Here is a 26,811-nt window from a genome sequence, read left to right as displayed (position 1 = left end):
GCTCGTGTAGGTACCCGCTCCTCAGCGGGCCCGGGACGTGTCGTCCCGGGCCCGCTGCGGCGGCATCCGCCAATCAGAAGTCGAAGTCGCCGATGTTGTCCGCGTCGAACACGAACGGGTCGCCGAGCAGCACCGAGGCGTCGGCGCCGACCTCGTAGTCGCCGAGCTTGCCGGCCTCGAAGGTGTCGCCCTCTTCACCCGTGATCTCGCCCTCGATCAGCGCCTTCGTCGCATACGCGGCGAGGTAGCCGAGGTCGGCGGGGTTCCAGAGCGCGAACGACGTGACCGTGCCGTCCTCGACGTATTCGCGCATCTGGTTCGGGGTGCCGAGGCCGGTGAGCGCCACCTTGCCCTTGTACTCGGAGGTCGAGAGGTACCGCGCTGCGGCCGCGATGCCCACCGTCGTCGGCGAGATGATGCCCTTCAGCTCGGGGTAGGTCTGCAGGAGCGCGGCCGTCTTGTCGAACGAGGTCTGGTCGTCGTCGTCGCCGTACACGGTTTCGACGAGCTCGATGTTCGGGTGGTTCGCCGCCAGGTCCTCCTCCATCATCTCGATCCAGGCGTTCTGGTTCGTGGCATTCGCGGATGCTGAGAGGATGGCGATCTGGCCGGCGTCGCCGATCTGCTCGGCGATGAGGTCGACCTGCACCTTCGCGATGCCCTCGGCGGTCGCCTGGTTGATGAACAGGTCGCGGCACTCCGGGTTGGTGTCGGAGTCGAAGGTGACCACCTTCACGCCCGCGTCCCGAGCCTCGTTGAGCGCATCGCAGATCGCCTCGGGGTCGTTCGCCGAGACGACGAGGCCGCCCACGCCCTGCTGGGCCGCGGTCTGGATGAAGGTCACCTGCGACGTGGGGCTCGCCTCGGACGGGCCGACCTCGGAGTACGTCCCGCCGAACTCCTCGATCGCCTCCTCGCCTCCGGCGTTGGACGTGTCGAAGTACGGGTTGCCGAGGTTCTTCGGCAGGAACGTGATGGCGAGGTTGTCGCCGTCTCCCCCGTCGGTCGCGCCGCCGCCCCCGGTGGCGCAACCGCTGAGCGCGAGCGCGGCGCCCACGGCGAGCGCTGTGATGCCGACGCCCAAGGGGCGGCGCTTTCGATCATGACTGAACATCGTTGTTTCCTTTCATGGTGCCGGTGACCGGACTGTGATGGCAGGCGGGCGGGTCAGGGCGAGTCGGCTGACGTCGCGCTGCGCCCCTTTCTCTTCCCGATCGCCGAGATCCGCCTCCGGCGGATCCAAGCGAGGAGGCTGGCGGACACCACCGAGAGCACGAGCAGCACCCCGGTGATGACGTTGATGATGTCGGACGTGACGCCGGCGAGGCGCAGTGCGCTTCCGAGCGTGCCGATGAGGAGCACGCCGGCGATGACGCCGTGCAGCGCCCCGCGACCGCCGAAGATCGACACTCCACCGAGGAGCACGGCCGCGATGACGGAGAGTTCCATGCCGATGGCGTTGTCACCGCGCGCATTGCTGTAGAGCAGGGTGAAGTAGACCCCGGCGAAGCCCGACACCGTGCCGCTCATGAGGAAGAGCAGGAACTTCGTGCGCCCGACGTCGATGCCCGAGAACGCAGCCGCCTCCTTGTTGAGCCCGATCGCGTAGAGCGAGCGCCCGAACGGCGTGAAGTGCAGGAGCACGGCGAAGGCGATGGCGAGCACGACGAACGGGATCATGATGCCCGGGATCGGCGTGCCGGGAATGTTGTCCTTGGCGAGATCCGTCCAGAACTCGGGGAACTCGGTGATCGCGGTCGTGCCGAGCAGGCCGACGGCGATGCCGCGGAACAGCGCGAGCGTGCCGATCGTGACGGCGAGCGAGGGCAATCCGACCACGGTGATGAGGAACCCGTTGATGGTGCCGGCGACCGCGCCGACGAGGATCGCCGTGCCCGCGGCGGCGGGGAACGGCCATCCGGCCTCGGTCAGGATGCCGGTCAGCACGCTGGTGAGTCCCACGATGCTCGCCACCGAGAGGTCGATCTCCTCCGTGATGATGATGAGCGTCATGGGCAGCGCGATCAGCAGGATCGGAGCGACGTCGCGGAGCAGGTAAGTCACCGTCAGGGGGCTGTCGAAGTTCGGAACGACGGCGAGCGCGACCGCGATGACGATCACGAGCAGCGCGATCACCGCCATCTCGCGGGTGAGGAGCATCCGCCGCCATGCCGGCTGCGAATGCGTGCGGTAGGTGCGCGGCGTTCGGGTCTCGGACGCTGTGGCGGTCATCGTTCCTCCTCCCTTGCTTCAAGGAGCTTTCGAGATTGTCGGAGCGCGAGCAGTCGGTCGAGCACGATCGCGCCGATGATCAGGACGCCGACGACCGCTCGTTGCCAGAAATCGTCGATCCCGAGGATCGGGAGCGCACGATTGATGGTGAGCAGCAGGTAGGCACCGATCGCGGCGCCCCAGACCGTACCGACGCCGCCCGAGATGGCGACGCCGCCGATGACGGCCGCGCCGATCGCCTGGAGTTCCAGGCCGATCCCCGCGCCCGAGCTGACGGTGCCATAGCGCGCCGCGTACAGCACCCCGGCGAGGCCCGACAGCGCGCCGCTCACGACGAACGCCGCGAGGATCCGGCGGGTCACGGGAAGGCCGTAGAGGTGCGCCGCACCGGGATCGGAGCCGATCGCGTAGAACTCGCGTCCGCTGCGCAGGTTGCGGAGGACCCACGCGGCGACCACGAGCACGACCACGGCGATGATCGTGAGGTATGGGATGCCCAGCAGCGCGCCGGTGCCGACGCCGCGGAAGTCGGCGGGCAGGTCGGAGGCGTTGATGCGGTCGCCGCCCGCCCACGCGACGTTGATGCCGCGGTAGATGTAGAGCGTGCCGAGCGTGATCACGAGCGCGGGCACCTTCGCGAACGCGACGAGCGCGCCGTTGATCAGCCCGAGGAGGCCGCCGAAGCCGAGGCCCGCAAGGAAGACCAGGATCGGCGGGATGCCGGGCACGTCGATGAACAGCCGGCCGGTGAGGTACGCAGTGAGACCCAGGATCGAGCCGACCGACAGGTCCACGTTGCGCGTGATGATCACGATCGCCTGCCCGACGGCGACCAGCATGAGCAACGATGGCGTGAGCATGAGGTCGCGGAATCCGTCACTGGAGAATAGGAAGCTCGGATTGCGGATCGTCGCCACCAGGATCACGAGGAGGAGCGCGATCAGGATGCCGGTCTCACGTGCCTTGAACACGCGACCGGTGGCGCGGGTGACCGGGTTGGGGCTGGGGGGTGCGACGGTCGTGGTCACAGCGCGCCCTCCTTCTGCGCCGTGGCGGCGAACATCACGGCCTCAGGCGTGGCATCCGCTCGGGAGAACTCACCGGTCAGGTGGCCCTCGCGCATGACGAGAACGCGATCGGCCATGCCGAGCACCTCGGGCAGTTCGGACGAGATCATGAGGATGGCGATTCCCTGCTGTGCGAGTTCGGAGAGGAGCCGGTGCACCTCCGCCTTCGTGCCGACGTCGATGCCGCGGGTCGGCTCGTCGACGATGAGCACCTTCGGCTCGGTCGCGAGCCACTTGCCGAGCACGACCTTCTGCTGGTTGCCGCCGCTCAGGGTGCCGGTCTCGGCGTCGAGCGCCGCGGTCTTCACCTCGAGACGACTCGCCCAGAGCGCTGCTGCGGCGTTCTCCCTGGCGCTCCAGAGCAGCCCCGCCTTCGCGAGCGACGAGCGGATGGCGAGGGTGACGTTGCGCGTGACACTCTCGTCGAGCACGAGGCCCTGCTTGCGGCGGTCCTCGGGAACCAGCGCGATCCCGCGCGCCATCGAGACCCGCGGATTGCCCTTCGGGAGCTGGCGGCCCTCGAGGTGCACCGATCCGGCCTCGTAGGGGTCGACACCGAAGATCGCACGGGCGACCTCGCTGCGACCCGCGCCCACGAGCCCGGCCAGGCCGACGATCTCCCCTGCACGGACCGTGAAGCCGATGTCATGGAAGACGCCCGCGCGAGTGAGGCCCTCGACGACCAGCACGTCTGCGCCGATCTCGGCCGGGAGCTTCGGGAACAGCTCCGCGACATCCCGGCCCACCATCTGCCGCACGAGCTCGTCGACGCTGGTGTCGACGATCGGCGTGGTCGAGATGTAGCTGCCGTCGCGCATGACCGTGACGGTGTCGCAGAGCGCGAAGACCTCATCGAAGCGGTGCGAGATGAACAGGAGCGCACGACCCTCGTCGCGCAGGCTGCGCGCGACCGCGAACAACCGCTCCACCTCGACACCGCTGAGCGCGGCGGTGGGCTCGTCCATGATGAGCACGCGCGCGTCGAGCGAGATCGCCTTCGCGATCTCGATGATCTGCTGATCGGCGATCGAGAGGCCCTCCGTGACCCGGTCGGGATCGATCGAGACGCCCAGGCGGGCGAAGATCTGCTGGGCCTGCGTGCGCATCGACCTGCGGTCGATCCGGCCGAATCGGTTCGTCGGCTGACGGCCCATGAAGATGTTCTCCGTCACCGACAGGTCGGGGAAGAGCGTGGGCTCCTGGTAGATGACCGCGATGCCCGCGGCCTTCGACTGCGCGGTGGTGTGGAAGTCGACCTCCTCGCCTGCCAGGCGGAATTCGCCGGCGTCACGGCGATACAGCCCCGCGATGATCTTCACGAGGGTGGACTTGCCGGCGCCGTTCTCACCGATCAGTGCGTGGATCGAGCCGTCGTGCAGGGTGATCGTGCCCGAGCGGAGCGCCAGGACCGCGCCGAACGACTTGACGACTCGCGACAACTCGAGCGCCGGCGGCGCCACGGCGGCTCCGTTCGCTCCGTCCATCTCCACGGGCACGTCCTCCTCCTTGAGGTGAATCAGGTCTGAGTCAGGTGAATCAGATCTGAATCGATTCATGTACGATTCAGGCATACTCTATGGAGGACGGGAGCAGCGGTCAAGTCAGCCGCGAAACCGCACCTCCCGGTGCACTGTCGACGGTGAAGGAGCACGGATGGCAGCGGCGAGCATCCGCGATGTCGCGCAGCACGCGGGCGTCTCCGTGGGTACCGTCTCGAACGTCCTCAACCGGCCCGGCGAGGTGTCCGCCGAATCGATCACCCGTGTCCACCGCGCCATCGAGGAGCTCGGCTACGTTCGCAACGACGCCGCGCGCAAGCTTCGAGGCGGGGTGAGCACGACCGTGGGCTTCGTGGTGCTCGACGGCCAGAACCCGTTCTTCGGCGACGTCGTGCGGGGCGCCGAAGACGAGGCCTCTCGGCACGGCATCGCGGTGCTGTACGGCAACACCGACGAGGACGTCGCCCGCGAGCGGATGTACCTCGACCTGTTCGAGGAGCAGCAGGTGCGGGGCGTGCTCATCTCGCCGTACGGCGACATCCATCCCCGGCTCGAGCGGCTGCGAGCCCGCGGCATCCACGCCGTGCTCGTCGACCGCTTCAGCGGGGACGGCCGCTTCAGCTCGGTCTCCGTGGACAGCGTCGAAGGCGGCCGGATGGCGGTCCAGCACCTCATCGACACCGGCCGACGTCGTATCGCGTTCGTCGGCGGACCGTTCGAGATCCGACAGGTCACCGATCGGTTGGCCGGCGCACGCGTGGCGGTCGAGAACAGCGACGAGCCCGTCGACATCGAGGTCATCGCGACGGGTGCCCTCACCGTCGCCGAGGGCGCGGCGGCAGGTGCGCGGATCCTCGAACGGCCTCGTCGGGACTGGCCCGACGCTCTCTTCGCAGCGAACGACCTCCTTGCGCTCGGCTTGCTCCAGGGCCTCGTCGTCGACGGGCGGATGCTCGTTCCACACGAGATCGCCCTCATCGGCTTCGACGACATCGCGTTCGCGGCCGCCGCAGCGGTACCGCTCTCGTCGATGCGCCAACCGAGCGGGATGATCGGGCGCACCGCGCTGCGCGTGCTGCTCGAGGAGACGTCCGACCCCGACTTCATCCCACGCCAGACGGTGTTCCTGCCCGAGCTCATCGTGCGCGCGTCGACCGCGCCGCGGCGCGCGTAAGGCGTCGCGCGGCCTTGTCAGGCAACGATCGCGGGAACCGGCCGGTTACGTGGTGAACCCACTCACGGCCGCGAGGACAGCCACAGCAATGCCGCCCCACTGCGCCAGGCTCAGGACCAGTCCGATGAGAATTCCGCGCATTGTACGAACGGACTCGTCGTACTCGAAATCAGCACGGCGGGTGCCGTGACGGTCTTTGGTGAACTCGGTCACGATCTGTGCTCCGTTCCTTCACAGGTATAGGGGCTGACGAACCTGAGTGTCGCCAGCCCCTCCCCCGATGAGGCGGCGCGGATGTGAAGAATTCCCCCCGACCCTTCGTTACCGCCTCGTAATGAGGGACTCGAATCCACGCCATTCATGACGCGATTGAAGTTCATTTCTTGTGAAGTGCGGCGTCGAGGGCGGTCTCCGCTCGGATGCCGCGTTCGAACGGATCCAGGTGCGGCCGCCCGATCTCGTGACGGGCGCGGTGCTGCTCACACTGCAACCGGCCCGCGGCGACTCCCTACGACCAGAACTCGGCGCTCTCCTGCGGCTTGGCGTCGGTCATGCGGATCTCGGTGATGCGCTGGTCCTCGATCTTGAAGAGTTGCGCCGAGTAGTTGTGCAGCGACGAACCCGGTCGGGTCGCTCGGATCTCCAGCATCACGAGGATCCAGTCGGGTCGAACCACCACCGGCGCCTGCGTGAGCGAGATGCGACACTCGGCGGAGGGAAGTTCGAGCAGCCCGCGAAGGGAATCGACGTAGGCGGATGCCCCCGACACCATCGACTGGGTGCCGTCGCTGTTGGTGACCGAAGCGACCAGCGAGTCCGACAGCAGTGACCGCATCGCCTCGAGGTCGACCCGGTTGAACGCCGCGATGAACTCACCGACCAGCTCGATGGATGCTCGGCGTCGAGGCATACCCCCATTCTGCACGAGAGCAGCGACCGACACCCGATCGGGAGGTGTCGCGCCAACCGCGCAGTCGTGCACTGTGGTTGTACGCACGGGCCACTCGCAGAGGAGATCAGATGGACGCCAGTCGCACCGGCTCGCGCGCTCGCCGCAGCCTGAGAACCGTCTTGATCGCGGCCGCCCTGGTGCCGGTCGTGCTCGTGGTCACAGCCGGCTGCATCGGGCGGCCGCCGCCCCGATCCTCCAGCCCCTCGCCCAGCTCGGCGGAACAGTCCGAGGAGTCCACGCAGGCCGCCGACATCGTCCAGATCGTGGAGGAGGCGATGGCGACGCTCGACCTCAAGGCCGTCATCGTGCAGGCCCAGGTCGGTGATGAGATCGTGATCACGCAGGCGTTCGGGGAGTCGATGACCGGTGTTCCTGCGACGACCGACATGCACTTCCGCAACGGTGCGGTCGCGTTCTCCTACGTCAGCAACCTGCTCCTGCAGTACGTCGATGACGGGACCGTCAGCCTCGACGACACGATCGAGCAGTGGACGCCGGAGCTGCCCGAGGCCGACAGGGTCGCACTGCGGATGCTGACTAATCAGACCACCGGCTACCCCGACTTCGAAACCGACCCGGGGTGGACCGCCGCCTACAACGCGAATCCGTTCCACGAGTTCACCTACGAGGAGCGGATCGAGTACGCCTTCTCCCGGCCGCTGCAGTTCGAGCCGGGCAGGAACTGGAGCTACGCGCACACCAATTTCATGATCCTCGGCCACATCCTGTCCATGATCGGCGGCAAACCGCTCGACGAGCTCCTGAAGGAGAAGGTGCTCGAACCCATGGGGCTCACCGAGACGGCAGGCTACAACTCGTCGTTCATCCCGGAGCCCGTCTTGCACGCGTTCAGCTCCGAGCGACGGTCGGCGCTCGGAATCGACCCCTCCGTGACGTTCTACGAGGAGTCGTCGTTCTGGAACCCGGTGTGGGGGACCCCGGTCGGCGCCGCCGAGACGACCACGATCTCGGACATGACCAAGACGGCGATCGCGGTGGGAACGGGCGCGCTGCTGTCGGATGAGAGCTTCCACGAGATGACCGATTCCCAGTTGATCGGTTCGGGGAGAAGCTCCGGTGTGCGAGCCGTCATGCTTCACGCAGGTTGAGGGTTACAACTACGGGCTCGGGGTCGTGCGTTCCGGGGAGTGGATGCTACAGAACCCGCTGCTGAGCGGCTATAGCGCCGTAGAGGCGTACCTTCCGTCGCAGGAGATCGCCATCTCGGTCGCCAACACCTTCGAACCCGGCGCCTTCGACGCCGACGGGAACTATGACAATTCGGCCGACCGGCTCTTCAGGATGATCGGCACGTACCTTGCGCCGGATGAGGCGCCGCCGGCGCTCCCGCCGAAGAAGTGAGCTGGCGGACCTCGAGGTGGCGCCGGGTTCGGCGAGTGGCTTCAGCGAGAAACGCTGACCTGAGCGTCCAACGTCCGAGGGTCTGTATTCGCTCCGCAGACCACAACTGCGATCCGTTCACCGGGTTCCGGAATGTATGCGCCGGACGAGATCGCGGCCAGTGCGGTCGCCGCACCGTACTCAGCCGGGATGCGGTACTCAGCCCAGAGCTGCGCCCGCGCCGCGACGATGGCCTCGTCCGTGACGAGGACTGACCGCGGTGGAACACGGGAGGCGATCTCGAAGGCGATCTCGCCCACCCGGCGGGCACCGAGGGAGTCGGCGGCAACGCCCGAGACGGAAACGTCCACTGGCCGTCGGGCAGCGATCGCCTCGTGCAGCGTGGGGATGGCGAACGGTTCAGCGGCGACGACGCGAGCCCGACTCGCGGCCGCCGCGGTGATCCCGGCGAACAGACCTCCCCCACCGACCGCGACGACGATCGTGTCGATGCTCGGCTCATCCTCGAGTACCTCTTGCGCAATCGTTCCACCGCCGGCAGCGATCTCGAGCTGGTCATAGGGGTGGCAGAACAGCGCTCCGTGCGCCTCCACCCAAGCGATCGCCGCATCGTTCGCCTCGGCGAACTCCGATCCGACTTGCCGCACGTCGGCCCCGTAGTCACGCAGCCGTTGGACCTTCACGGTCGGCGCGGTCTCGGGGACGAATACGATCGCCGGAACTCCGAGCACGCCGGCGGCATATGCGAAGGCAAGGCCGGCGTTTCCACCGGATGCCGCGACGACGCCGACGGTGGGATCAAGCTCACCTCGCTCGCGAGCGGCGAGCATCCGGTTGAAGGCGCCTCGGGCCTTGAACACCCCAGTGTGCTGCAGGAACTCGCACTTGAACCAGACCGGTTCAGAGGTGGTTCCGCCGCGCAGCATCGGCGTACGTCTCACGTGACCGGCGATACGGTTCTCGGCGGCGATGACGTCTTCTCGAGTGAGCACGGCGCTCCAGAGTCACACGTACGGTGTTGTAGCAATGTAGATGGTCGGGTGGCGGTTGACGTTCGAGTGTCGGGTGATGGTCGACACTCTCGTGGACAGGTTAGGCCGCTGTGGGGTGCTGGTGAAGGCCTTCTTCACACGGATCTCCATTCCGGGCGTGGTGCGGTCAGCGGTTTTGAGCAGGTCGGAATCGTCCCAGATCTGCAGGAGCTCGTCCGTGACGTGGATCGTCAGGCGATCGCGGTGCGCAACTCAGCGGCTGCGGCACCGACGTCGCGAGCGCTGTAGATCGCACTGCCCGCGACCGCGATCTGGGCTCCGGATGCGTTTACTGCGACGATCGACGAGGTGTTCACACCGCCGGCCACCGAGAATGGCACACCCGACGCCTCGCCATCATCGAGGAGGGACTTGATCGAGTAGCCCTCCTTCGCCTGCTCGTCCAGACCCGCGTGCATCTCGACGAAGACGGCTCCCAACCCGATGACTTCCCTCGCCCGCTGCGGCTTGTCCTCGACGCCGATCAGATCCACGACGACGCCCTTGTCGTGAGCCTGCGCCGCCTTGACCGCACCGGCGATGGTGCTGTCGTCGGCCACTCCGAGAACCGTCACGAGATCCGCACCGGCACGGAACGCGATGTCGGCCTCGAGCTCGCCGGCATCCATCGTCTTGAGGTCGGCGAGGATCACTTTGTCGGGGTGGGCGCGCTTGATCGCCGTGATCGCCGACAGCCCGGCGCTCTTGATGAGCGGAGTGCCCAGCTCGAGGATGTCCACGTGCGGCGCGGCCGCAGCGGCCAGTTCCAGGGCGGCATCGGTGGTAAGGGTGTCCATGGCGAACTGAAGCTTCATACGTGTCCCTTTCTTTGTGGGGTGTTGTGCGCGTAAGCGCGGGGGTGAACGGATGGGGCGGTCATTCGAGATTCGCGTGGCGCTCCCACAGCTCGTCGGCGGAGACGCCGGATCGCTGCCAAAGGGTGTGGAAGAGTGCGTCGCCGATGACGACGACGCACTGCTCGAACAGGCTCCCGGCGTACTGGCGGGAGGCCGCGTCCGAAATGTCGCGCTTCTCCGCGGCGAGGACGTGGACGCTGACGGTCGCCAGTGTGGCAAGGGGAGAGTGCGGGTCAGTCGTGATCACTCCAACCGAAGCGCCGGCAGCGGAGGCCAGCTGCGCGGCCCGCAGCACGCTCATGGTCGTCCCCGAGCCGCTGGCCGTCAGCAGCAGGTCCCCGTTCGAGATGGCCGGTGCAGTCACTTCCCCGACGACGTGGACGTCCAAGCCGAGGTGCATCAGTCGCATCGCCGTCATCTTGAGGGCGAGACCCGAGCGGCCCGCACCGAACACGAACGTCCGCTCGGCTTGCAGCGCGAGGTCGGCCAGGTTGCTCAGTTCGTCAGCCTGCCGGACAGCGGTTCGCTCCGATGCTAGTAGCAGCTCCTGCGCGATGAGAGACATCGCTCCCGTCGGCGACGTGATCGTGAGAGTCATGAGCCCATCGTGGTCGGCGATTCCGACAGGACGGCCTATCCTCTGGCATGGTTTTCCCTACCTGTTCCGGCGGTAATGCGGAGTGGAAGTCGAGGATCGGGTAGGGCAAGGTTGGCTGTATGGATGGTCCGACGTCCCGTCACACCCTGGCCGAGCATGCGCGCATCGTCGCCGACCAGGCCGACCATCACGCGCTCACGCTCGAGTCGATCCTGGCCACCCTGCGATCGGCGAAACTGACCGATCGTGCTGCCCGCACCATGGCGATCGATGTCGCCGCCGGAGCACTGGTCAGCCTCCGCGAGCAGACCGACCAGCTGCGAAGCAGCATGATCGAACCGGTGACCGGCGCGTTCGCACGCTTGCGCAACGACTTGAGGCCGCTGGTGCGGCACAGCGACCTGGACGTGCAGTTCGTCGAACCGCCCGCCACTGGCCGCGCACTTCCCGGGGAGGTCGCCCACGCAGCCCGCGCGATCGTCAGGAGCGCGGTGCTCGCCCTGGTCGACGAAGGGGCGACCAGACGCGTCCGCATTCAGTGGGATTGCGACGGACTGAACCTTCTCATCGCGGTTCGCGACGATGGCCGGGGCGAGCTGACCGCCCACGACGACTCACTGCGGCCCATCGCCGAGCGGGTGACCGCGTTGGGAGGCGAGCTCGGCGTCTCCTCGACTACCGGATGGGGATCCGATCTTCGGATCAGGATTCCACTCGATCCCCCCACCGGGCCGGAACCGCGGATCCTGCGAGCTCCCCTCAGCGAACGCGAGCAGGAGGTGCTGCGGCTGGTCGGCGTCGGTCGCAGGAATCGCGACATCGCGACCGAGCTCGGCGTGAGCGAGAACACCGTCAAGTTCCACGTCTCGAACCTCCTGCGCAAGGCGGGTGCGAGTTCCCGGAGCGAGCTGATCGCGCTCTCGAGATCCTGACGGTCCGCGAGCATCGCACTCTCGCCGACCCACGTGCTACGCGGGGAGTTGAGTTCGCTGCGCTGCGGGCTGCATCGAACCCGGCGTGCCATCGCTTCGATGCCACCGCACGACGAGCCCATCCTTCTCGCCGAAACTCGCGAGATGGCGACCGACGACATCCTCCAGGAGAGCCACGCGCTCGACAGAGCCCTCCACGCGGAGGATCACACCACGCTCGGCCGCCTCGACTTCCGCTCGACTCCCGTCGATGTCCACCCAGCCATGGGCAGCGTCCGCCTCCCATTGCCGCCGGTGCGGCGGCTGAGGTGAGAGACGAGCTGCTTCGCGTAGCGCGTCCCCGATCGGTTTCGACGAGCGCTGTGCTTCGGATCTCTGCTTCTCTCACGTCTCCTCCTGAGCGACGTCCGCGGCGGCGGCGATGCGAAGGGCCTCGAGCACCTGACGGATCATTCCCCCTGTGGTGTTGACCTCCAGGAAGCTGGAGATGCCTCCGTAGGTGAGATCGAGCACGATCCCCCCCAAGTCGATCGGGCTGACCGGCGGATCCGCGTCGGGGAAGAGCTTGGCGATGAGGAGCCGCCCGATGGACTCCCACTGCAAAACGAACAGACTCCGTTCTCGGTCGGTGAGGGTCCCATCCGCTTTCGCCCGGCGGAGGAACTCGATCGCGATGATCCCCCACTTCTGCTCGGCCGCCCTCGCATCGCTCCATCGCACGATCGCGTCGATCACCAGATCGGGATCCGTCAGGTCCTGAAGCAGCTCCGTCAGGTCGCGGACATCGTTGCCGGCGTTGCCTTCGAGAAGGTGGAGCAGGATGTCCTCCTTCGACGCGAAGTTCGAGTAGAACGCTCCCTTGGAGAATCCGGCCTCGTCCGCGATCCGCTCCACCGACGCACCGTCGTACCCCTCCCTCGCGACGACATCGCCCGCGGACGTGAGCAGCTTCTCACGTGTGAGCGCTCTGCTCTGTTCGCGTGTCAGTCGTGCCACGTTCCACCTTCCTCGCGCACCCGTTGGTCGCGGGCGCAATCTACGTTAGTGCGCGACCGGGCAGGACGACCGATGTCCTGCCCGAGCGCGCCTCCGCGCTACTCGACGATGCCGTCGTCCACGACGTTGACGATCTCGCCGTCGGGGATCCAGCTCGTTCCGTCGAACGTGTGCAGGCGGGTACTGGTACACCAGCCTCCCGCCCGGGCCGCCGTTCAGGCTCGCTCCCTCGATGAGCATCGGGTTCTCGACGTCGGACACAGTGTCCCACGCCTCCAGGAAGCCCTCACTCGTGATCTCATCCGCCTCGCTGAGCGCGGAGACGATCGCCGAAGCAAGTCCGTACCCCGTGAGGGTGAAGGTCTGCGTCGAGTCGCCGTCCGGCGAGTACTCGGCCATGTCCTCCGTGAACTGGACGATGGCCTCGTCGCTTTCCACGGCGGGGTTCTGCGGGTCCTTGAACCACTGATACGACAGTGCGCCCGTCACGTTGTCCGCACCGGCGGGGATCACCGTGCTCGCGAAGTCCGCATAGGGGCTGCCGATGAACAGGGTGGGGTGGTAGCCGATCTCACCCATGTACGACAGGAGCGCGCCGATGGTCGGCGGACCCTGCGTGACCACGAGCACGTCCACTCCCGCCGCCTGCAGCTCCGTCACCTGCGAGGCGACGTCCGCCTGGCCGGGGGGAAGCTTGATGACGGTGCTCGGCGTGATGCCGCCGGCTTCCAGGCCGTTGAGCTGGCTGTCGGCGAGGGCGTTGTTGAACCCGACGAATCCGACGTTGGCGTCGGGGAACGTCTCCGTGATGTAGCGCCCCTGCAGCTCGCCCTCCCAGGCGATGTCGGGCACGTACGCGCGGGAGAAGGGGAACGCCTCGGTGTCACTCAGCTCCGTCTCGCCGCCCTGGACGATCTGGGCCACGCCGGCGTTGTTGAGCGGCGGCCGTGCGGCAACCGAGATGCCGCCGAAGTTGATGACGATGATCGCGTCGTCCTGCTCGACGAACTGCTGGTTGTTCGACACCTGGCGCGCCGGATCGAACGCGTCGTCGACGGCCTCGAAGTCGATCTGGCGCCCGTCGATGCCTCCCGCCGCGTTGACCGCGTCGAAGTAGGCCGTTACGCCCGCCGCCGAGAGCCCAGCCGACGCGAGCGGCCCGCTGAGCGGGTAGCTGGCGCGAATGACGATGTCGCCGGTCTCCTCCGACGCCCCCTGGGCCGGCTCGCCTCGCCCAGTGCATCCCGCGAGGAGGATCGCCATGGTCGCCGCCAATGCGACCGCAGCTGCTGCGTGCTTCTTCATTGAAGTGCCTTTCGTGTGATTCGGATGATGGCTTCCGCGAGAGGAAGCTCAGGGTGCGGTGGATGTCGTTCTCATATCCGTCGATCGTTCGACGACCGCACGTCTCATGGGGGCGTACGCGAAGGCACGTCCCAGCAGGCTCGTCACTGCGCCGGCGATGCCGGAGGGAGCGACGATGAGGCACAGCGCGAGGCCGGCCGCGTAGACGAACTGCGACCAGTTGCCCGCTGCCTGCCCCCCGACGAACGCCTCGGCGAGGGTCGGGAGGTAGACGATGATCGCGGCTCCGATGATGGCGCCAGCCCAGCTCCGGCTGCCCCCGATCACGCTCGCGGCGAGGAGGGCGATCGAGAAGGTGAAGACGTAGCTGTCGGGCACCGCGATCGAGACCACCAGGGCGTACAACGCGCCGGCGACGCCGGCCACGGTCGAGCTCACCGCGAACGCGATCAGCTTCACGCGGTTCACGGCGATGCCGTTGGCGGCTGCGAGGAGCGAACTTGTCCGCACCGCCGCCAGCGCCCGGCCGAGCCGACCGTGGACGAGGTTGCGCAGGGCGACGAACACCACTGCGAGCGCCAACAGGCACACCCAGAACTCGAGCTGGCGGGACGTGAACCCCGAATCGGGCAGCGAGATCGCCGGGCTGGGCAGGAACATCCCGAACGTCCCCCCAGTGAGCGGCTGGAAGCGGATGAGCAGCAGCGGGAAGACGACGGCCACCGCGATCGTGAGCAGGCCGAGGTTGGCGCCACCCATCTTCAGCGCCGGGATCCCGAGCAGGATGCCGAACGCGAGGCTCAGCACTGCGGCGAGGAGGACGCCGGCCCACCACGGCCAGCCGAAGCTGACGACGGGGATCATCGCGGCGTACCCGCCGAGTCCGAAGATCGCACCGTGGCCGACGCTGACCTGACCCGAGTGTCCCACCAGGAGGTTGAGCCCAGCGACGGCCATCGCCAGCGTCAGGACCCGGCTGAGATCCAGCAGGTCGAAGTCCGAGACGAGGAGGGGAAGGATGACGCCGATGCCCAAGGCGATGATCCACCCCAGGCGAGGGATCAGTCTGCTGACATGTCTCATACGCGCACCGTCCTTGCCTTGCCGAAGATGCCGGCGGGTTTGATCACCACGACGATCGCGGTGATCACGAACGGGACGACGATGGCGAGGTCGCCGTCCAGTCCCGGGATGTAGCGGCCGGCGAGGCTGTTGGACACACCGACGATCAGGCCTCCCACGACCGCACCGACCCTGCTGGTGAGACCTCCCAGCGTCGCCGCAGCGAGCGCCAGCAGCAGGGGGAAGGTCATCATCCCCGGGGAGAGCGTCAGCACGGGCGCCGCCACCAGCGCGGCGAACGCGCCGACGGCCGCCGCGATCCCCCAGCCGATCATCAGCCACTTCCCCCGGTGCTGACCCAGCAGCGTCGCGGAGTCCGGGTTCTGCGCCACGGCGCGAAGGCGAAGTCCGATCGACGTCCTGTTGAACACCAGGATCGTCACGGTCAGCACAGCGAGCAGCGTGATCAGCGAACCGAGCTGCTGATAGGTCATCCGCAGGCCGAGGGACGTCACCACTCCCTGCCCGAACGGGCTGGGGAACGGTCTCGAGTTGGTGCCCCAGATGATCGCCATCATCGCGTTGATCCCGAGCAGCAGCGCCACACCCAGGGTGAGCAGAGGCAGCTCACCGGACCGCTCCAGCGGTCGTACGACCGTGCGCTCGATGAGGGCCCCACCGAGTGCGGAGAGGACGATCACGATCGGAAGCACCGCCCAGAACGGCATCCCGAACTGAAGGAAGACCAGCGTGACGAACGCGGACAGCGTCGCCATCTCGCCCTGCGCGAAGTTGAGCATCCCCGTGCCCTGGAAGACGACGCTCAGCGCGAGTGCCAGGATCCCGTAGATCAGCCCTGCGCTGAGGCCGTCGAGCGTCTGCTGCAGCAACTCGGTCATCGACCGGCCCCCTTTCCGCCTTCTTCGTCGTTGGCGACGCCGAGATACGCACGGCGCACCGCGTCGCCGTAGCCCAGCTCCTCCGCCGAGCCGCTGACTGCGACCTGGCCCTTCGCGAGGACGACCGCACGATCGGCGATCTCCAGCGACAGGCGCGCGTTCTGCTCCGCGATCAGCAGCGATACCGACCACCGCCTGCGGATCTGCGCGAGGACGTCGAACAGCTGACGGGTGACGATCGGCGCGAGTCCGAGCGAAGGCTCGTCGATGAGCAGGAGCCTCGGCCGAGCCATCAGGGCCCGGCCGACGGCGAGCATCTGCTGCTGTCCGCCCGAGAGCAGTCCCGCCGTCCGCCGACGCATGTCCTGGAGGACGGGGAATGTCTCGTACACCATGTCGAGGTCCGCGCCGGCGGTGGACTTCAGCTCGCGCGGACGTGCCAGTGCACCCAGCCGGAGGTTCTCGTCCACGGTCAGGTCGACGAACGTGCCTCGACCCTCCGGCACGTGGCCGACGCCCGACGTCGCGGTCCGAGCGCCGCTCCATGACGAGATGTCCGTGCCGTCGAAGACCATCCGGCCTCGACTGGACACGACCCGCGAGAGCGCACGCAGCAGCGTGGTCTTGCCCGCGCCGTTCGGTCCGAGCAGCGCGACGATCTCATCGGAGCCGATCTCGAGGTCCACGCCGTGGAGCACCTGCACGGTGCCGTACCGCGCGGTGAGCCCCTCGATGCGAAGAAGTGTTCCTGTCATTGCCGGTCCTCCGACCAGTCGTCCCCCAGATATGCGGCGATCACGCGGGGATCGGCGGCCACTTCGCGGGGGTCGCCCGCGACGAGGAGCCGGCCGGCGTCCAGCACCACGACGTGACGAGACACGCGCATGACGAGCCCCACGTCGTGTTCGACGAGGATGCAGGTCATGCCCGTCGCCTGGGCGTGCTGTTGGATGTCCAGGAGGAGCTGGTCGGTCTCGTCGGCACCCAGCCCCGCCGCAGGCTCGTCCAGCAGCAGAAGCTTCGGATCCGAGATGAGCGCGCGTGCGATCTCGACCCGCCGCCGATCGCCGTGCGGCAGGCTTCCCGCGCGGCGGGTGTCGTCCGGGTCCAGTCCGAGAACCTCCATGAGCTCGGCAGCGCGTGCCCGCGCGGCGCGCTCATCGGCGCGCACGGCCGGGCGGCGCACGATCAGTCCCACGACGCCGCCGCGGATGCCGGCGTGCGCACCGAGGAGCACGTTCTCCATCGGCGAGAGCTCGGCGATGAGCAGCGGAGTCTGGAAGGTGCGCGCGATGCCGAGCGTCGCCCGGCGGTCGGCTCGCAGCCGGCTCAGGTCACGACCGTCGAGCTCGACGGTGCCCTGGTGCTTGGCCACCCCGCTGATGCAGTTGAACAGCGTGGTCTTGCCCGCTCCGTTGGGGCCGATCACCGAGGAGATGCCGCCCCTGGGAATCGTGAACGAGACGCCCTGCAGGGCCTTGACCCCCCGGAACTCCACGGCGAGTTCGTCCACCCGGAGCACCGCCGGAGCTTCCGTCTCCGGTGGCGCCATCTCGTCGAGGCTCACGTCTCCTCCCCCTCCAGGCGCGTGCGCCGCGCGTCACTGCGCGACTCGGATCGATACGCCGCCGGCCACACTCCGTGGCGACCCGGCGAGAGGATGCCGTTGGGGTCCAGAGCGTCCTTGACCCGCTCCAGCAGCCGGCCGCGGGCTCCGTCGTTGAACGAGTAGAAGTCCGCTGCGGTGTCCATGAACTCCAGGTGCGGACGCGAGTCGACATAGCCCATCGCGCCCAGCTCGCGGACGATCGATCGAGCCAGTTGCATCGCGCCGACGACGGCATCGGCATCGGAGCTGTCGTACCGGATGCCGGCGATGACGACCGCGCTGCGTGCGCTGGGGATCATGATCCCGACCCCGAAGTCGCGTCCGTCGGCGACGAACAGCTCGCGGATGGCGGTGACCGCGCGGCGGATCGAGGCCCCTCGCAGCGGGACGCTCGGCGAGACATCCACGTGCCCGATGTTCGGCGGGGCGCTCTGCAGCGCCTGCAGCGTCGGAATGCCGGCGAGGATCTTCTCGGCCGACAGCTCGATCTGCCCCAGCTCGTCGGCCGCGTAGACCCGAGGCGAGAGACAGACGCCGCTGGGGACGCGTGACCACGCATCCTGGATCCGGCGCAGCTTCAGCTTCACGACGTCGGGGTCTCCCCAGATCGCGGCGCGGGCGGCCCATGCGCCCACGCCGAGGCGGCTCCCGATCTCGTCGAGCTCTTCCCCGGTGAACGGTCGCGGCCCGGGCGGCACCGGCGCATCCCGCAGCATGTGCGCGGCGCGCAGCGTCGAGTAGAGAGCGGGAACGCCCTCCAGGTCGCCGCCGAGCAGCAGCTCGCGGATGACGTCGATGCCCTGCTCGAGGTCGGCGTCGTCGCCGATCACGAGGGTCAGCGGAGCGTACGCCGCGGGCTTGCGCTTCAGCCAGACGCCCATGCGCGTGACGATGCCGAAGTTCGACTGCACGAACAGCGACTCCAGGGCCGGCCCGAGTGCGCGCTTGGTGAGGTGCCACGACGAGCTTTCCGGCACCCCGCCGAAGCCGGTGCGGACCAGGTCCCCGTCGGGCAACACGACCTCGAACCCCGTGGGCATGAGGTAGTCGGCGCCGTAGTGCTGGTAGGTGTGGCCCCCGTCCATCGAGTTGCCGATGATCGATCCCCAGCCGAGGTCGGGACACGGCGTGAGCAGGTCGTAGCCCGCCTCGGCGACCGCGTTGTAGAGGTCGAACCACGTCACACCGGGCTCGACGACGGCGTACGCGAGCTCCTCGTTGATCTCGAGGATGCGGTTCATCCGCTGGAACCCGATCTGGATGGAGCCTCGCACGCGGGGTGACGGCCCGCCGTGGCCGAGGTTGCGTCCCTGGCTGAGCGGCCAGACCGGGATCCCGTGGCGGTTCGCGATCCGCACGATCTCCCGCACCTGCTCGGCGGTCGTCGGCTGGACGATCGCGGATGCCGCGTACGTCGTGTCTCCGGGAATCCAGTAGGCGTCCGTGAACTCGCGCAGCACGGTCCGCTCGACGGATACCGCAGCGTCGCCGACGACGGTCTCGAGCGCGGCGACCACCTCGGCGGGGATCGTGGGGAGATCGGTCGTGACGTCGGTCATGATCGCCGGCTCTCCGCGTCGATCTCCACGACGTAGCTCGTGAACCCGCCGTCGCCGCTGGTGACCCCGGAGATGGCGTCGTTGATCTGCTCGAACGGCCAGCTCCTGGGTTCCAGGACCGACATGTCGACGGCGCCGGAGCCGATCATCCGCGACAGTTCGATGGCCTCGGCCGAGGTGAACCACACGGAACCGATGAGCTCCATCTGCTCGTCCATCCACCACTTCACATCGACGCCGAGCTCACCCGCCGTGCCGCCGATGTTGACGATGCGTCCGCCCCGGCGAACGCCGCACATGGCGTCCCGCATCGACTCGAGCGAGGCGACGGCACCGAGCGTGTCGATCATGGCGTCGGCGCCGCGCGCGTCGGTCAGCGAGCGGACCCACGCCGCCGTGCCTCCGTCCACGTTCGAGAAGACGTGGATCCGCTCGGGGGCGAGGGCGCGGAGTCGCTCGAGGAGCCGGACGCCGCGCGCGACGGCGAAGACCCGCGCGGCGCCCATCGCGAGGGCGAGCATCGTCACGCCGACGCCGAGGGTTCCGGTCGCGCCGTTGACGATGATCGTCTTGCCCGCGAGCGGCCCGAGCTTCTTCACCGCGGCGTACGCTGTGCCGAGGTAGCCCATCCGGGTCGCCTGGCGGAACTCGAGGTTCTCGGGCAGCGGGACGATCGCGGTCTGGGGCGCCAGCATGTACTCGCAGAAGCCCCCGTACGGGTAGCGCAGCTGCATGTCGACGCTCCGCTCGTTGTAGCCGAAGTACCCGCCGAGCGTCCAGTAGTCGCACTGCTGCGGGACCCCGGAGGCGCACTCGTGGCAGGCGCCGCACGACCGGCCGGGGTTGACGTAGACGCGGTCTCCGACGCGGACGTTCACGACCTGCTCGCCGACCTCCCGCACCACGCCGACCGGGTCGAGCCCGAAGATCGCCGGGCGGGGAGGCAGCGGCATGTGCGGATACCAGGTCTCCCAGTTCGCGAGGACGTTCGCGAGGTTCGGCACCATCCCGCACCCCTTCACCCCGACGATGACGTCGGTGCCGGACGCCGTGGGCCGCGGGACCTCGTCGATCACCATCGGCTCACCGACGGCGTGGAGTCGCGCGGCGCGCATCATCTGTGTCATGGCTTCCCTTTCGAGGCGGTCTAGTCTTCGGGCGCGATGGTGACGCGGAGACCGTCGAGCTCCGGTCGGCAGGTGAGCTGGCACGACAGTCTCGAGTTGTCCTCGAGAAAATCGGATGCCTCGAGCAGATCCCGCTCGTCACGGGACTTCTCGGGCAGCGCCACGCCGGCGGGTACGCGCTCGACGTACACGTGGCAGGTCGCGCACGAGAGCGAGCCACCGCAGATCGCATGCAGCTCCTCGATCCCGGAGTTGCGGATGTTCTGCATCAGGGACAGACCGTCGCGCGCCTCGACGTCGCGGGCCTCTCCCTCTCGCGTGGTGACTGTGAACTTCATCGTTCTTCCGTTCGTTCTTCGCGCGGTCAGTGGGCCGCGGCGATGTCTTTCAGTGCTGTATCGGTGTCGGCGAGGACATTCGGTTCGACTCGTGCACGGCGCTCGACCAATCGGCGCCCCTGGACGTAGTCCTTCGTCGCGTTGATGCAGTCGAGCGCGATGACCTCGCCCTCCTTGAGGTAGATGAGCGAGAAGCTCCTCTCCTCGGGTGTTCCGCGAAGCACCGTCTGGTCGTAGCCGACGTTGAGCCCGATCGTCTGCAGCCGGAGGTCGTACTGGTGCGACCAGAACCACGGGACGAGCACGAGCGGGTCGGTGATCCCGGTGATCGCCTTGGCGGCCGTCGTGGCGAGCTCGTGTGCATTCTGCCGGGACTCGATACGCATCCCCGGCCCGTTCCGCAGCACCGAGCAGTCGCCCACGCAGTACACGTCCGCGAGCGACGTGCGGCACAGTTCGTCGATGAGGACGCCCGTCGCGTGGGGGGTCACCTCGGCACCGGCGGCGATGAGAGGCTCGATGGCGGGCACGATGCCGATCCCGACGATGACCCGATCGGCGGGGAGAACCCGTCCATCGCTGAGACGCACTCCCGTGACGCTGGCGTCGTCGCCCTCGATCGAATCGATCCCGACGCCCAACAACAGCTCGACGCCGTGCGCCCGATGCTCGTTCTCGAAGAAGCGCGAGACCGGCTCGGCCGTGACCCGGGCGAGCACTCGGTCCAGCGCCTCCACCACCGTGACCGTCGCGCCGCGCGCTCGCAGGACGGCGGCCGACTCGAGCCCGATGAACCCGCCTCCGATGACGACGACATTCCGGATCGACGGCAGGGCCTCGATCAGCCGGTCGCAGTCGGCCTTGCTGCGGATCGCGAGGACTCCCTCGAGGTCGCCGCCGGGGACGGGGATCCGTCGCGGCACACCGCCGGTCGCCCACACGAGGGATCCGTACCCGACGATCGCGCCGCTTTCGAAGGTGACGGTCTTCGCGGACGGATCGACGCCGACGGCTCGCTCGCCGGAGACGAGCTCCACGCTGTTCTCGGTCCAGAACTCGTCCGGACGGATGAGCAGCTGATCGAAGGATTTGTCTCCCGCGAGGTACTCCTTCGACAGCGCCGGGCGCTCGTAGGGGGCAACCGGCTCATCGCCGATCAACCCGATGGTGCCTGCGAATCCGACCTGGCGCAGCGAGATCGCCGCCTGTGCGCCTGCGTGTCCGGCCCCGATGATCAGCGCGTCGTACCGCGTGGCTGCGTTCGTGGCGCTCATCCGGCTCCACCTCCGATCAGGACGAATGCCATGGTCGCGACGAGGTCGCCCCTGTTGCGCCACGCGTGGCGAGCCCCTCCTTGGACGACGACGTCCCCGGCACGCAGGTGGACGGTCTCGCCGCCGCCGAGCTCCAGCCATATCTCACCGGCGAGCACGAGGTCGTAGTCGATCGAGTCGGTCTGGTGCATGCCGGGCGCGTCGACCTCGAACCGTTCCGCCAGGCCCGGGATGAAAACCCGCTGCTCGGCATCCGCGGCGGCCGGGTCGAAGGTGGGCGCCTCGAAGATCGAGTCCGGCGGGAAGGTCACGATCATCAGGCACGTCCCTCCCTGCGCCGGCGGCACGTGGACGTGCATTGGTGCAGTCTCGCCCTCCGTTATCGGGAGGGTCGGCGAGGCTGCGGTCGTGTAGATGACCGAGGTCATCATCCCTGGCAGCGACGCGTAGTGGTGCGCGTTGACCACCGGGCCGTCGCTGACGACGACCGATCGGCCGTTCCTGGTCCCGGTGATCACTCGGCGCGGGACCGCGGGGTCACTGAACATCGCCATACGTGAGCCCCTTCCTCTCCAGACGCGGACGCATCGCATTGACGTCGAGGCTGAGCTCTCCCGCTGCGTAGCGCTGACGCTTCGTCTCCTCGTCGGCGGCTCGCCGCCGCGCCCGTTCGAGCGTCTCGGCCGCCGTCGCGAGAGGGACGACGCACACACCGTCGTCGTCGGCGACGATCGTGTCGCCCGGGTTGATCAACGCGCCGGCGCATACGAGCGGCTGCTGAACCGTGCCGAGCGTCTCCTTCACCGTTCCCTGCGCGCTGATGTAGGTGCTCCAGACGGGGAAGGGGAGTGCCCGCAGCTCGGCGATGTCCCGCACGCCGGCGTCGATCACGAGTCCCCGGATGCCGCGAGCCACCGCCGAGGTCGCCAGCAGGTCGCCGAAGTATCCGTCGCTGCACGGCGAGGTCGGGCTCACGACGAGGATGTCACCTTCCTGCGCCTGCTCGAGGGCGACGTGGAGCATCCAGTTGTCTCCGGGCGCGACCTCGCAGGTCAGCGCGGTGCCCGAGATGGACGTGCCGATCTGCCGTGCCTGCACGCGAGGATCGAGCAGTCCCGTGCGCCCCTGCGCCTCGTGGGTGGTCGCGACGCCGAGCTCGGCGAACCCGTCGCGGACCGCCGCCGGTGTACGTTCGATCCGGGTGACGACGTGGACCATGTCATCGTCCCCCGTCGGTGTTGTTGCCGAACCGGGTCTCGAGGACCCGGTCGGCCGGCTCGCGTGCGGCCTTCGAAAGCAGACCGGAGGCCACCATCGCGTCGAGGCTCGCTTCGAACGCGGCTCGAGGGATTCGCGCCCCGCGCGGCCACATCCCCATGTCGCGCGTGTAGCGGAAGCCGCGCTCCGCGAGCTCGGGCTCGTCGGGGGTGGTGATCCGCTGATAGATCGGAACGCTCACGCCGTCGTTGCGCGGATCGTTCACGAATGCGTGCGCCTCGGCGAGCGCGGCGACGAGTGCACCCGCCGCTGCGGCGTTGCGATCCAGCCAGCCCGATTCGGCGACGGCGGCGGCGAAGATGATCTCGGGGATGACGTCGTTGACCTCGCCGATGAGGTGGAAGCCCTCGCGTTCGGCGAGGAAGCTCCACGGCGCCGGCTGCGGCGCGCAGTCGATCTCGCCGGAGCGCAGCGCGTCCCATCGGGCGGTGTGGACTCCCGCGAGTACGAACTCGTAGTCTCTCGGGTACTCGAGCCCGTCGCGCTCGAGCATCCAACGCGTGTAGATCGCGGTCCCCTCGGTCAGCGACGACGTGCCGATGCGGGCCCCGCGCAACTGCGCGATCTCGGCGATCTTCGGCGTCGCCACGAGCGACATCGGCAGACGCACCGAGTTCGCGGCGATGAGCCGGAGGCCACCGCCCTCGACTGCGTTCTGGATCGCTCCCTCCGGCGGCGTGAGCGCGACATCCGCTTCGCCCTCGCGCACTGCGGCGGTGGCCTTGTCCACCGACCCCATGCGCAGGTACTCGATACGCAGGCCGTGACGGGCGAAGATGCCCTGTTCGTCGGCGACGAAGACGGGCAGCCAGTTGAATCCCTGGGCGGCTCCGGCCAGTCGCACCGTGGCGAGAACATCGGTCATCGTGTGGTCTCCATGAGTGAGGGCCGTCGGGCGTTGAGATCGTTCAGTCGTCGGTCGAGGCGGGGGTACACGCGGCGCGCATTGCCCTCGAACACCGCGTGCCGCGACGCATCGTCCAGCCCGAGGGCGTCGACGTATCGCTTCGTGTCGTCGTACTCGTGCCGCGACTCAGGGTCGATCCCCCGCACCGCTCCGAGCAGTTCGGAGCCGAACAGGATGTTCTCCACCGGCACGGCGGCGAACAGTGCGTCGATCCCGGACTGGTGGTAGACGCAGGTGTCGAAGAACGTGTTCTCCAGCAGGTGCTCGGCCAGCGTCCCCTTGCCGAGCATGGTCGCGAGTCCGCGATACCGACCCCAGTGATACGGAGCCGCTCCTCCGCCGTGCGGGATGATCACCCGAAGGTCGGGGTGGCGCTGGAACAGGTCGCCCTGCACCAGCTGCATGAAGACGACGACGTCCGCGGCGATGTAGTGCGCGCCGGTCGTGTGCACCACGGGGTTCGTCGAGGCCGACACGTGCAGCATCGCCGGGACATCCAGGCGCGCGAGCGCGCTCCACAGCGGATCCCACCACGGGTCGGTGATGCTCGGCCCCGACCACCCGCCGCCGGACGGGTCGGGGTTGACGTTGCAGCCCACGAAGCCGGCCTCGACGCAGCGCTCCAGCTCCTCGATCACCGGTTCGAGGCTGCCGTCGACCACCTGCGGCAGCTGGCACACGCCGGCGAAGTTCCGGGGAAAGGCATCCACGATACGGCGGATGCTGTCGTTGGAGATCTGCGCCCACTCCGTTGCGATGGACTGATCTGGAGCGTGATGTCCCATCCCCGACGCTCGCGGCGACAGCAGCGTCACGTCGGAGCCGCGCTCCCGCTGGATCCTCAGCTGGTTGGCTTCGATGATCGCGCGCAGCGTCTCGTCCGAGATCGCATCGAGATGCGGACGCGTCTCGGACTCACCACGGACATACTCGAGCTGCGCAGCCCGGAAGCGGTGGAGCTCCTCCGGCTCGGTCGTGAAGTGACCGTGGCAGTCGATGGTCAGGTGCGGCATCCGCCTACGCGTCCCAACGAGCCGGCAGGTCCGCAACCCCGCGGAATCGCCAGCCCTTCGCCGTGATCGGCCGGCTGTCATCCAGGCGCAGCCCGTCGAGCTGACGGAACGTCTCCTCCAGCGCGATCTCGCCTATCGCGCGCGCCAGGGCGTGGCCGGAGCAGAAGTGCGGGCGGAAGCCGAAGGCCAGGTGCGGCTTCTTCTTGCGATTCATGTCGAAGGAGTCCGGGTCATCGTAGCGATCCGGGTCGCGGTTCGCCGACGCCATGACGATCGCGACCGACGAACCGGCGGGAATCGTGACCCCTGCGGTCTCGAAGTCCTCGGCGGCGACCCGGGGGGTGACGCCGATGGGCGCGATCCAACGCAGGCCCTCGTCGAAGGCCCGGAGTGCGTACTCCTCGGGCTCCGCCACGACAGCGGCCGCCTGCTCCGGGTTGAAGAGGAGACCGGTCGCCGCGTTCGCGGCCGCGTGGCCGGGCTCCTGCAAGCCGCCCAGGATGATCACCTTCATCGTCGGAAGGATCGACTCGAGGGTTCGCGTCTGTCCGGCCGGCAGCCCGCCGTGGACGACGTGGCTCATGAGCGTGCGGTCGGGCGATTCCACGACCCGCTCGTAGAGCGCGCCGAGCTGGGCGTCGATGTCGGCGACGGCACGATCCAGCCGTGCGTACACCTCCGGGTCGCCGCTGACGTTCTGAAGTCCCGCGCTCATCGAGCGGAACCACTCCACGAGCGTCTCGTTGGGCGTCTCGTCGAGGCCGATGAAATCACCGATGCAGCGCACCGAGATCGGCTCGAACAGGTCGGCCGTCAGGTTGGCCTCGCCGCGCGGCTCGAGCTCGGCGATGTACCGCTCCACCACGGGCCGGGTCAGCGCTCCGACATAGCCGCGGACGGCCTCGACAGTGAGGTTCTCGTCGATTCCCTGCCGGAGAAGTTCGTGCTCCTCGCCGCTCATGCTGAGGACGTTCGGCATCCCCATGACGCGGGCTTCGGGGCGGTTCGGGCTGTCCGACGGGACGAAGACCCGATCGGTGGACCCCACGATCCGGCAGTCCTCGAAGCGGGTGATGAAGTACTCGCTCGTTCCCTCGAAGAAGGCCACGGGCTCCTCTTCGCGCAGTCGCGCGTAGACCGGATACGGATTCTGGAAAAGGTTGTCGCCCGTCAGTTCTGTTTCCGACATATCTCCGCCCTTGCAGACATATCCCTCGGGCCGGCTTTGGCTCACGAGGACCGATCGATACCGATCAGCATTTCAATACCCGAGAGTATTTTCATACCGACTGGTTGTCAACCCCCTCAGAGTCAAATTCGCAGCACCGGTCGTGTGTTGGTCGGTGAGAGCGGTCACGGCTCTCAACCGGCGCGCGTCAAACGCACCGCAATGCGGGCGGTCCGGATCATGCGGAACTCGCGACGCAGCGGGAGCCGGTGATCCGTCGGGTCTGCGGGTCGAGCCGACGCTCGACGCCTATTCGGACCCTCTTGACGACGAGCTCAACGCCGTTGCCTCGCGGTTGGACGATGCCGCTACGCGCGCAGCGATAGGCTCCCAGCCAGACACTCGATCAGCACGGTGCGATGCCGATTGCGGTCGAACCGTGGCGTGGAGCGCGAGGAGGTCTTCGGCGCGACATGTGATGACGCTCCTATTGGCTGTCAAGCCGTGTGGAGCCACCGTCGGTATGCGTTTGCGAGGTCGTCGTCGCGGCGGCGGCCGAGCTCGAGGTCGGA

Annotated in this window: 29 protein-coding genes; 4 read left to right on the top strand and 25 right to left on the bottom strand. The window is 68.0% G+C overall.

Annotation, left to right across the window (positions count from 1 at the left end):
- Nucleotides 1-73: 73 nt before the first annotated feature.
- From rhaS to ASG80_RS17235, 4 genes are read right to left on the bottom strand one after another with little or no spacing between them, the layout of a single operon-like run.
- Nucleotides 74-1,114 carry a rhamnose ABC transporter substrate-binding protein gene (gene rhaS, locus ASG80_RS17250; protein ID WP_056732996.1) on the bottom strand — a complete coding sequence of 347 codons (1,041 nt, stop codon included), beginning with the start codon at nt 1,112-1,114 and terminating at the stop codon, nt 74-76.
- Between the two features lie 53 nt (nt 1,115-1,167).
- Complete coding sequence (locus ASG80_RS17245) at nt 1,168-2,232, bottom strand: ABC transporter permease (protein WP_056732994.1); 1,065 nt, start codon at nt 2,230-2,232, stop codon at nt 1,168-1,170.
- Nucleotides 2,229-3,260 carry an ABC transporter permease gene (locus ASG80_RS17240; RefSeq protein WP_056732992.1) on the bottom strand — a complete coding sequence of 344 codons (1,032 nt, stop codon included), beginning with the start codon at nt 3,258-3,260 and terminating at the stop codon, nt 2,229-2,231. Before ASG80_RS17240 ends, ASG80_RS17245 begins: the two co-directional genes overlap by 4 nt.
- Nucleotides 3,257-4,783, bottom strand: coding sequence for a sugar ABC transporter ATP-binding protein (locus ASG80_RS17235; RefSeq protein WP_056732989.1), 1,527 nt, complete (start codon nt 4,781-4,783; stop codon nt 3,257-3,259). Before ASG80_RS17235 ends, ASG80_RS17240 begins: the two co-directional genes overlap by 4 nt.
- Before the next feature lie 169 nt (nt 4,784-4,952).
- Between ASG80_RS17235 and ASG80_RS17230 the strand changes: the two genes are divergently transcribed.
- A complete protein-coding gene (locus ASG80_RS17230; RefSeq protein ID WP_056732987.1) occupies nt 4,953-5,972 on the top strand; it encodes a LacI family DNA-binding transcriptional regulator in 1,020 nt (339 codons plus the stop codon).
- A gap of 45 nt (nt 5,973-6,017) precedes the next feature.
- On the opposite strand, the gene ASG80_RS23710 is transcribed toward ASG80_RS17230, so the two are convergent.
- Complete coding sequence (locus tag ASG80_RS23710) at nt 6,018-6,185, bottom strand: hypothetical protein (protein ID WP_156401921.1); 168 nt, start codon at nt 6,183-6,185, stop codon at nt 6,018-6,020.
- A 295-nt stretch (nt 6,186-6,480) separates the two neighbouring features.
- Nucleotides 6,481-6,882, bottom strand: coding sequence for a nuclear transport factor 2 family protein (locus ASG80_RS17225; protein ID WP_056732985.1), 402 nt, complete (start codon nt 6,880-6,882; stop codon nt 6,481-6,483).
- 110 nt (nt 6,883-6,992) lie between these two features.
- On the opposite strand from ASG80_RS17225, the gene ASG80_RS17220 reads away from it, so the two are divergent.
- A complete protein-coding gene (locus ASG80_RS17220) occupies nt 6,993-8,033 on the top strand; it encodes a serine hydrolase (RefSeq protein ID WP_200952605.1) in 1,041 nt (346 codons plus the stop codon).
- Nucleotides 8,002-8,286 (top strand): hypothetical protein, encoded by a 285-nt coding sequence (locus ASG80_RS24190; RefSeq protein WP_156401919.1) that lies wholly within the window; start codon nt 8,002-8,004, stop codon nt 8,284-8,286. Before ASG80_RS17220 ends, ASG80_RS24190 begins: the two co-directional genes overlap by 32 nt.
- Before the next feature lie 41 nt (nt 8,287-8,327).
- Here the strand turns inward: ASG80_RS24190 and ASG80_RS17215 are convergent, their stop codons facing one another.
- The 3 genes from ASG80_RS17215 to hxlB form a co-directional block, all read right to left on the bottom strand.
- Entirely contained in the window at nt 8,328-9,278 is a 951-nt protein-coding gene (locus tag ASG80_RS17215; RefSeq protein ID WP_056732983.1) for a threonine/serine dehydratase, read from the bottom strand.
- 230 nt (nt 9,279-9,508) lie between these two features.
- Nucleotides 9,509-10,132 (bottom strand): 3-hexulose-6-phosphate synthase, encoded by a 624-nt coding sequence (gene hxlA, locus ASG80_RS17210; protein WP_056732981.1) that lies wholly within the window; start codon nt 10,130-10,132, stop codon nt 9,509-9,511.
- Between the two features lie 61 nt (nt 10,133-10,193).
- Nucleotides 10,194-10,772, bottom strand: coding sequence for a 6-phospho-3-hexuloisomerase (hxlB, locus tag ASG80_RS17205; protein ID WP_056732978.1), 579 nt, complete (start codon nt 10,770-10,772; stop codon nt 10,194-10,196).
- A 119-nt stretch (nt 10,773-10,891) separates the two neighbouring features.
- Here hxlB and ASG80_RS17200 point away from each other — a divergent pair, with 119 nt between their 5' ends.
- The gene (locus ASG80_RS17200) at nt 10,892-11,704 is read left to right on the top strand and encodes a LuxR C-terminal-related transcriptional regulator (protein ID WP_056732977.1); all 813 of its coding nucleotides are present in this window, start codon (nt 10,892-10,894) and stop codon (nt 11,702-11,704) included.
- A gap of 36 nt (nt 11,705-11,740) precedes the next feature.
- Here ASG80_RS17200 and ASG80_RS24910 read toward each other — a convergent pair whose 3' ends face one another.
- The 16 genes from ASG80_RS24910 to ASG80_RS17120 all read right to left on the bottom strand — a co-directional run bounded on the left by ASG80_RS24910 (nt 11,741) and on the right by ASG80_RS17120 (nt 26,260).
- Nucleotides 11,741-11,962, bottom strand: a complete 222-nt coding sequence (locus tag ASG80_RS24910; protein ID WP_156401918.1) for a hypothetical protein — start codon at nt 11,960-11,962, stop codon at nt 11,741-11,743.
- 126 nt (nt 11,963-12,088) lie between these two features.
- On the bottom strand, nt 12,089-12,700 hold the full coding sequence (locus ASG80_RS24755; protein WP_056732973.1) for a TetR/AcrR family transcriptional regulator: 612 nt from the start codon (nt 12,698-12,700) through the stop codon (nt 12,089-12,091).
- A 45-nt stretch (nt 12,701-12,745) separates the two neighbouring features.
- Nucleotides 12,746-14,005 carry an ABC transporter substrate-binding protein gene (locus ASG80_RS17185; RefSeq protein WP_056732971.1) on the bottom strand — a complete coding sequence of 420 codons (1,260 nt, stop codon included), beginning with the start codon at nt 14,003-14,005 and terminating at the stop codon, nt 12,746-12,748.
- Between the two features lie 48 nt (nt 14,006-14,053).
- Nucleotides 14,054-15,088, bottom strand: coding sequence for a branched-chain amino acid ABC transporter permease (locus ASG80_RS17180; protein WP_082590558.1), 1,035 nt, complete (start codon nt 15,086-15,088; stop codon nt 14,054-14,056).
- On the bottom strand, nt 15,085-15,966 hold the full coding sequence (locus ASG80_RS17175; RefSeq protein ID WP_056732967.1) for a branched-chain amino acid ABC transporter permease: 882 nt from the start codon (nt 15,964-15,966) through the stop codon (nt 15,085-15,087). Before ASG80_RS17175 ends, ASG80_RS17180 begins: the two co-directional genes overlap by 4 nt.
- Nucleotides 15,963-16,721, bottom strand: coding sequence for an ABC transporter ATP-binding protein (locus ASG80_RS17170; protein ID WP_056732966.1), 759 nt, complete (start codon nt 16,719-16,721; stop codon nt 15,963-15,965). The genes ASG80_RS17175 and ASG80_RS17170 overlap by 4 nt, the downstream gene beginning before the upstream one ends.
- Nucleotides 16,718-17,533 (bottom strand): ABC transporter ATP-binding protein, encoded by an 816-nt coding sequence (locus ASG80_RS17165; RefSeq protein WP_056732964.1) that lies wholly within the window; start codon nt 17,531-17,533, stop codon nt 16,718-16,720. The genes ASG80_RS17170 and ASG80_RS17165 overlap by 4 nt, the downstream gene beginning before the upstream one ends.
- On the bottom strand, nt 17,530-19,134 hold the full coding sequence (locus ASG80_RS17160; RefSeq protein ID WP_056732962.1) for an FAD-binding oxidoreductase: 1,605 nt from the start codon (nt 19,132-19,134) through the stop codon (nt 17,530-17,532). Before ASG80_RS17160 ends, ASG80_RS17165 begins: the two co-directional genes overlap by 4 nt.
- Nucleotides 19,131-20,261, bottom strand: a complete 1,131-nt coding sequence (locus ASG80_RS17155; protein ID WP_056732960.1) for an alcohol dehydrogenase catalytic domain-containing protein — start codon at nt 20,259-20,261, stop codon at nt 19,131-19,133. Before ASG80_RS17155 ends, ASG80_RS17160 begins: the two co-directional genes overlap by 4 nt.
- A gap of 20 nt (nt 20,262-20,281) precedes the next feature.
- A complete protein-coding gene (locus tag ASG80_RS17150) occupies nt 20,282-20,599 on the bottom strand; it encodes a 2Fe-2S iron-sulfur cluster-binding protein (protein ID WP_056732957.1) in 318 nt (105 codons plus the stop codon).
- Between the two features lie 26 nt (nt 20,600-20,625).
- Entirely contained in the window at nt 20,626-21,873 is a 1,248-nt protein-coding gene (locus ASG80_RS17145; protein WP_056732955.1) for an NAD(P)/FAD-dependent oxidoreductase, read from the bottom strand.
- A complete protein-coding gene (locus ASG80_RS17140; protein WP_056732953.1) occupies nt 21,870-22,427 on the bottom strand; it encodes a cupin domain-containing protein in 558 nt (185 codons plus the stop codon). Before ASG80_RS17140 ends, ASG80_RS17145 begins: the two co-directional genes overlap by 4 nt.
- Nucleotides 22,411-23,091: a 4-carboxy-4-hydroxy-2-oxoadipate aldolase/oxaloacetate decarboxylase gene (locus tag ASG80_RS17135; protein ID WP_056732951.1), complete on the bottom strand. Its 681-nt coding sequence runs from the start codon at nt 23,089-23,091 to the stop codon at nt 22,411-22,413. The genes ASG80_RS17140 and ASG80_RS17135 overlap by 17 nt, the downstream gene beginning before the upstream one ends.
- 1 nt (nt 23,092) lies before the next feature.
- Nucleotides 23,093-24,016, bottom strand: a complete 924-nt coding sequence (locus tag ASG80_RS17130; RefSeq protein WP_056732950.1) for an ABC transporter substrate-binding protein — start codon at nt 24,014-24,016, stop codon at nt 23,093-23,095.
- The gene (locus tag ASG80_RS17125) at nt 24,013-25,071 is read right to left on the bottom strand and encodes an amidohydrolase family protein (RefSeq protein ID WP_056732948.1); all 1,059 of its coding nucleotides are present in this window, start codon (nt 25,069-25,071) and stop codon (nt 24,013-24,015) included. Before ASG80_RS17125 ends, ASG80_RS17130 begins: the two co-directional genes overlap by 4 nt.
- A 4-nt stretch (nt 25,072-25,075) precedes the next feature.
- The gene (locus tag ASG80_RS17120) at nt 25,076-26,260 is read right to left on the bottom strand and encodes a cytochrome P450 (protein ID WP_056732946.1); all 1,185 of its coding nucleotides are present in this window, start codon (nt 26,258-26,260) and stop codon (nt 25,076-25,078) included.
- Between the last annotated feature and the right edge of the window lie 551 nt (nt 26,261-26,811).

Source organism: Agromyces sp. Soil535 (genome assembly GCF_001428255.1).
Classification (GTDB): Bacteria; Actinomycetota; Actinomycetes; order Actinomycetales; family Microbacteriaceae; genus Agromyces.
This window is presented reverse-complemented; position numbering and strand designations above follow the sequence as displayed.

What these genes read in the sequence shown, in the direction of transcription:
- ASG80_RS17160 (WP_056732962.1), bottom strand. Translation starts at nt 19,134, where the DNA reads ATGACCGACGTCACGACCGATCTCCCCACGATCCCCGCCGAGGTGGTC.
- ASG80_RS17185 (WP_056732971.1), bottom strand. Translation starts at nt 14,005, where the DNA reads ATGAAGAAGCACGCAGCAGCTGCGGTCGCATTGGCGGCGACCATGGCG.
- ASG80_RS17220 (WP_200952605.1), top strand. Translation starts at nt 6,993, where the DNA reads ATGGACGCCAGTCGCACCGGCTCGCGCGCTCGCCGCAGCCTGAGAACC.
- ASG80_RS17145 (WP_056732955.1), bottom strand. Translation starts at nt 21,873, where the DNA reads ATGAGCGCCACGAACGCAGCCACGCGGTACGACGCGCTGATCATCGGG.
- hxlA (WP_056732981.1), bottom strand. Translation starts at nt 10,132, where the DNA reads ATGAAGCTTCAGTTCGCCATGGACACCCTTACCACCGATGCCGCCCTG.
- ASG80_RS17135 (WP_056732951.1), bottom strand. Translation starts at nt 23,091, where the DNA reads ATGGTCCACGTCGTCACCCGGATCGAACGTACACCGGCGGCGGTCCGC.
- ASG80_RS17225 (WP_056732985.1), bottom strand. Translation starts at nt 6,882, where the DNA reads ATGCCTCGACGCCGAGCATCCATCGAGCTGGTCGGTGAGTTCATCGCG.
- ASG80_RS17230 (WP_056732987.1), top strand. Translation starts at nt 4,953, where the DNA reads ATGGCAGCGGCGAGCATCCGCGATGTCGCGCAGCACGCGGGCGTCTCC.
- ASG80_RS17130 (WP_056732950.1), bottom strand. Translation starts at nt 24,016, where the DNA reads ATGACCGATGTTCTCGCCACGGTGCGACTGGCCGGAGCCGCCCAGGGA.
- ASG80_RS17140 (WP_056732953.1), bottom strand. Translation starts at nt 22,427, where the DNA reads ATGGCGATGTTCAGTGACCCCGCGGTCCCGCGCCGAGTGATCACCGGG.
- hxlB (WP_056732978.1), bottom strand. Translation starts at nt 10,772, where the DNA reads ATGACTCTCACGATCACGTCGCCGACGGGAGCGATGTCTCTCATCGCG.
- ASG80_RS17170 (WP_056732966.1), bottom strand. Translation starts at nt 16,721, where the DNA reads ATGACAGGAACACTTCTTCGCATCGAGGGGCTCACCGCGCGGTACGGC.
- rhaS (WP_056732996.1), bottom strand. Translation starts at nt 1,114, where the DNA reads ATGTTCAGTCATGATCGAAAGCGCCGCCCCTTGGGCGTCGGCATCACA.
- ASG80_RS17245 (WP_056732994.1), bottom strand. Translation starts at nt 2,232, where the DNA reads ATGACCGCCACAGCGTCCGAGACCCGAACGCCGCGCACCTACCGCACG.
- ASG80_RS17180 (WP_082590558.1), bottom strand. Translation starts at nt 15,088, where the DNA reads ATGAGACATGTCAGCAGACTGATCCCTCGCCTGGGGTGGATCATCGCC.
- ASG80_RS17150 (WP_056732957.1), bottom strand. Translation starts at nt 20,599, where the DNA reads ATGAAGTTCACAGTCACCACGCGAGAGGGAGAGGCCCGCGACGTCGAG.
- ASG80_RS17235 (WP_056732989.1), bottom strand. Translation starts at nt 4,783, where the DNA reads ATGGACGGAGCGAACGGAGCCGCCGTGGCGCCGCCGGCGCTCGAGTTG.
- ASG80_RS17155 (WP_056732960.1), bottom strand. Translation starts at nt 20,261, where the DNA reads ATGACACAGATGATGCGCGCCGCGCGACTCCACGCCGTCGGTGAGCCG.
- ASG80_RS17175 (WP_056732967.1), bottom strand. Translation starts at nt 15,966, where the DNA reads ATGACCGAGTTGCTGCAGCAGACGCTCGACGGCCTCAGCGCAGGGCTG.
- ASG80_RS17125 (WP_056732948.1), bottom strand. Translation starts at nt 25,071, where the DNA reads ATGCCGCACCTGACCATCGACTGCCACGGTCACTTCACGACCGAGCCG.
- ASG80_RS17200 (WP_056732977.1), top strand. Translation starts at nt 10,892, where the DNA reads ATGGATGGTCCGACGTCCCGTCACACCCTGGCCGAGCATGCGCGCATC.
- ASG80_RS17120 (WP_056732946.1), bottom strand. Translation starts at nt 26,260, where the DNA reads ATGTCGGAAACAGAACTGACGGGCGACAACCTTTTCCAGAATCCGTAT.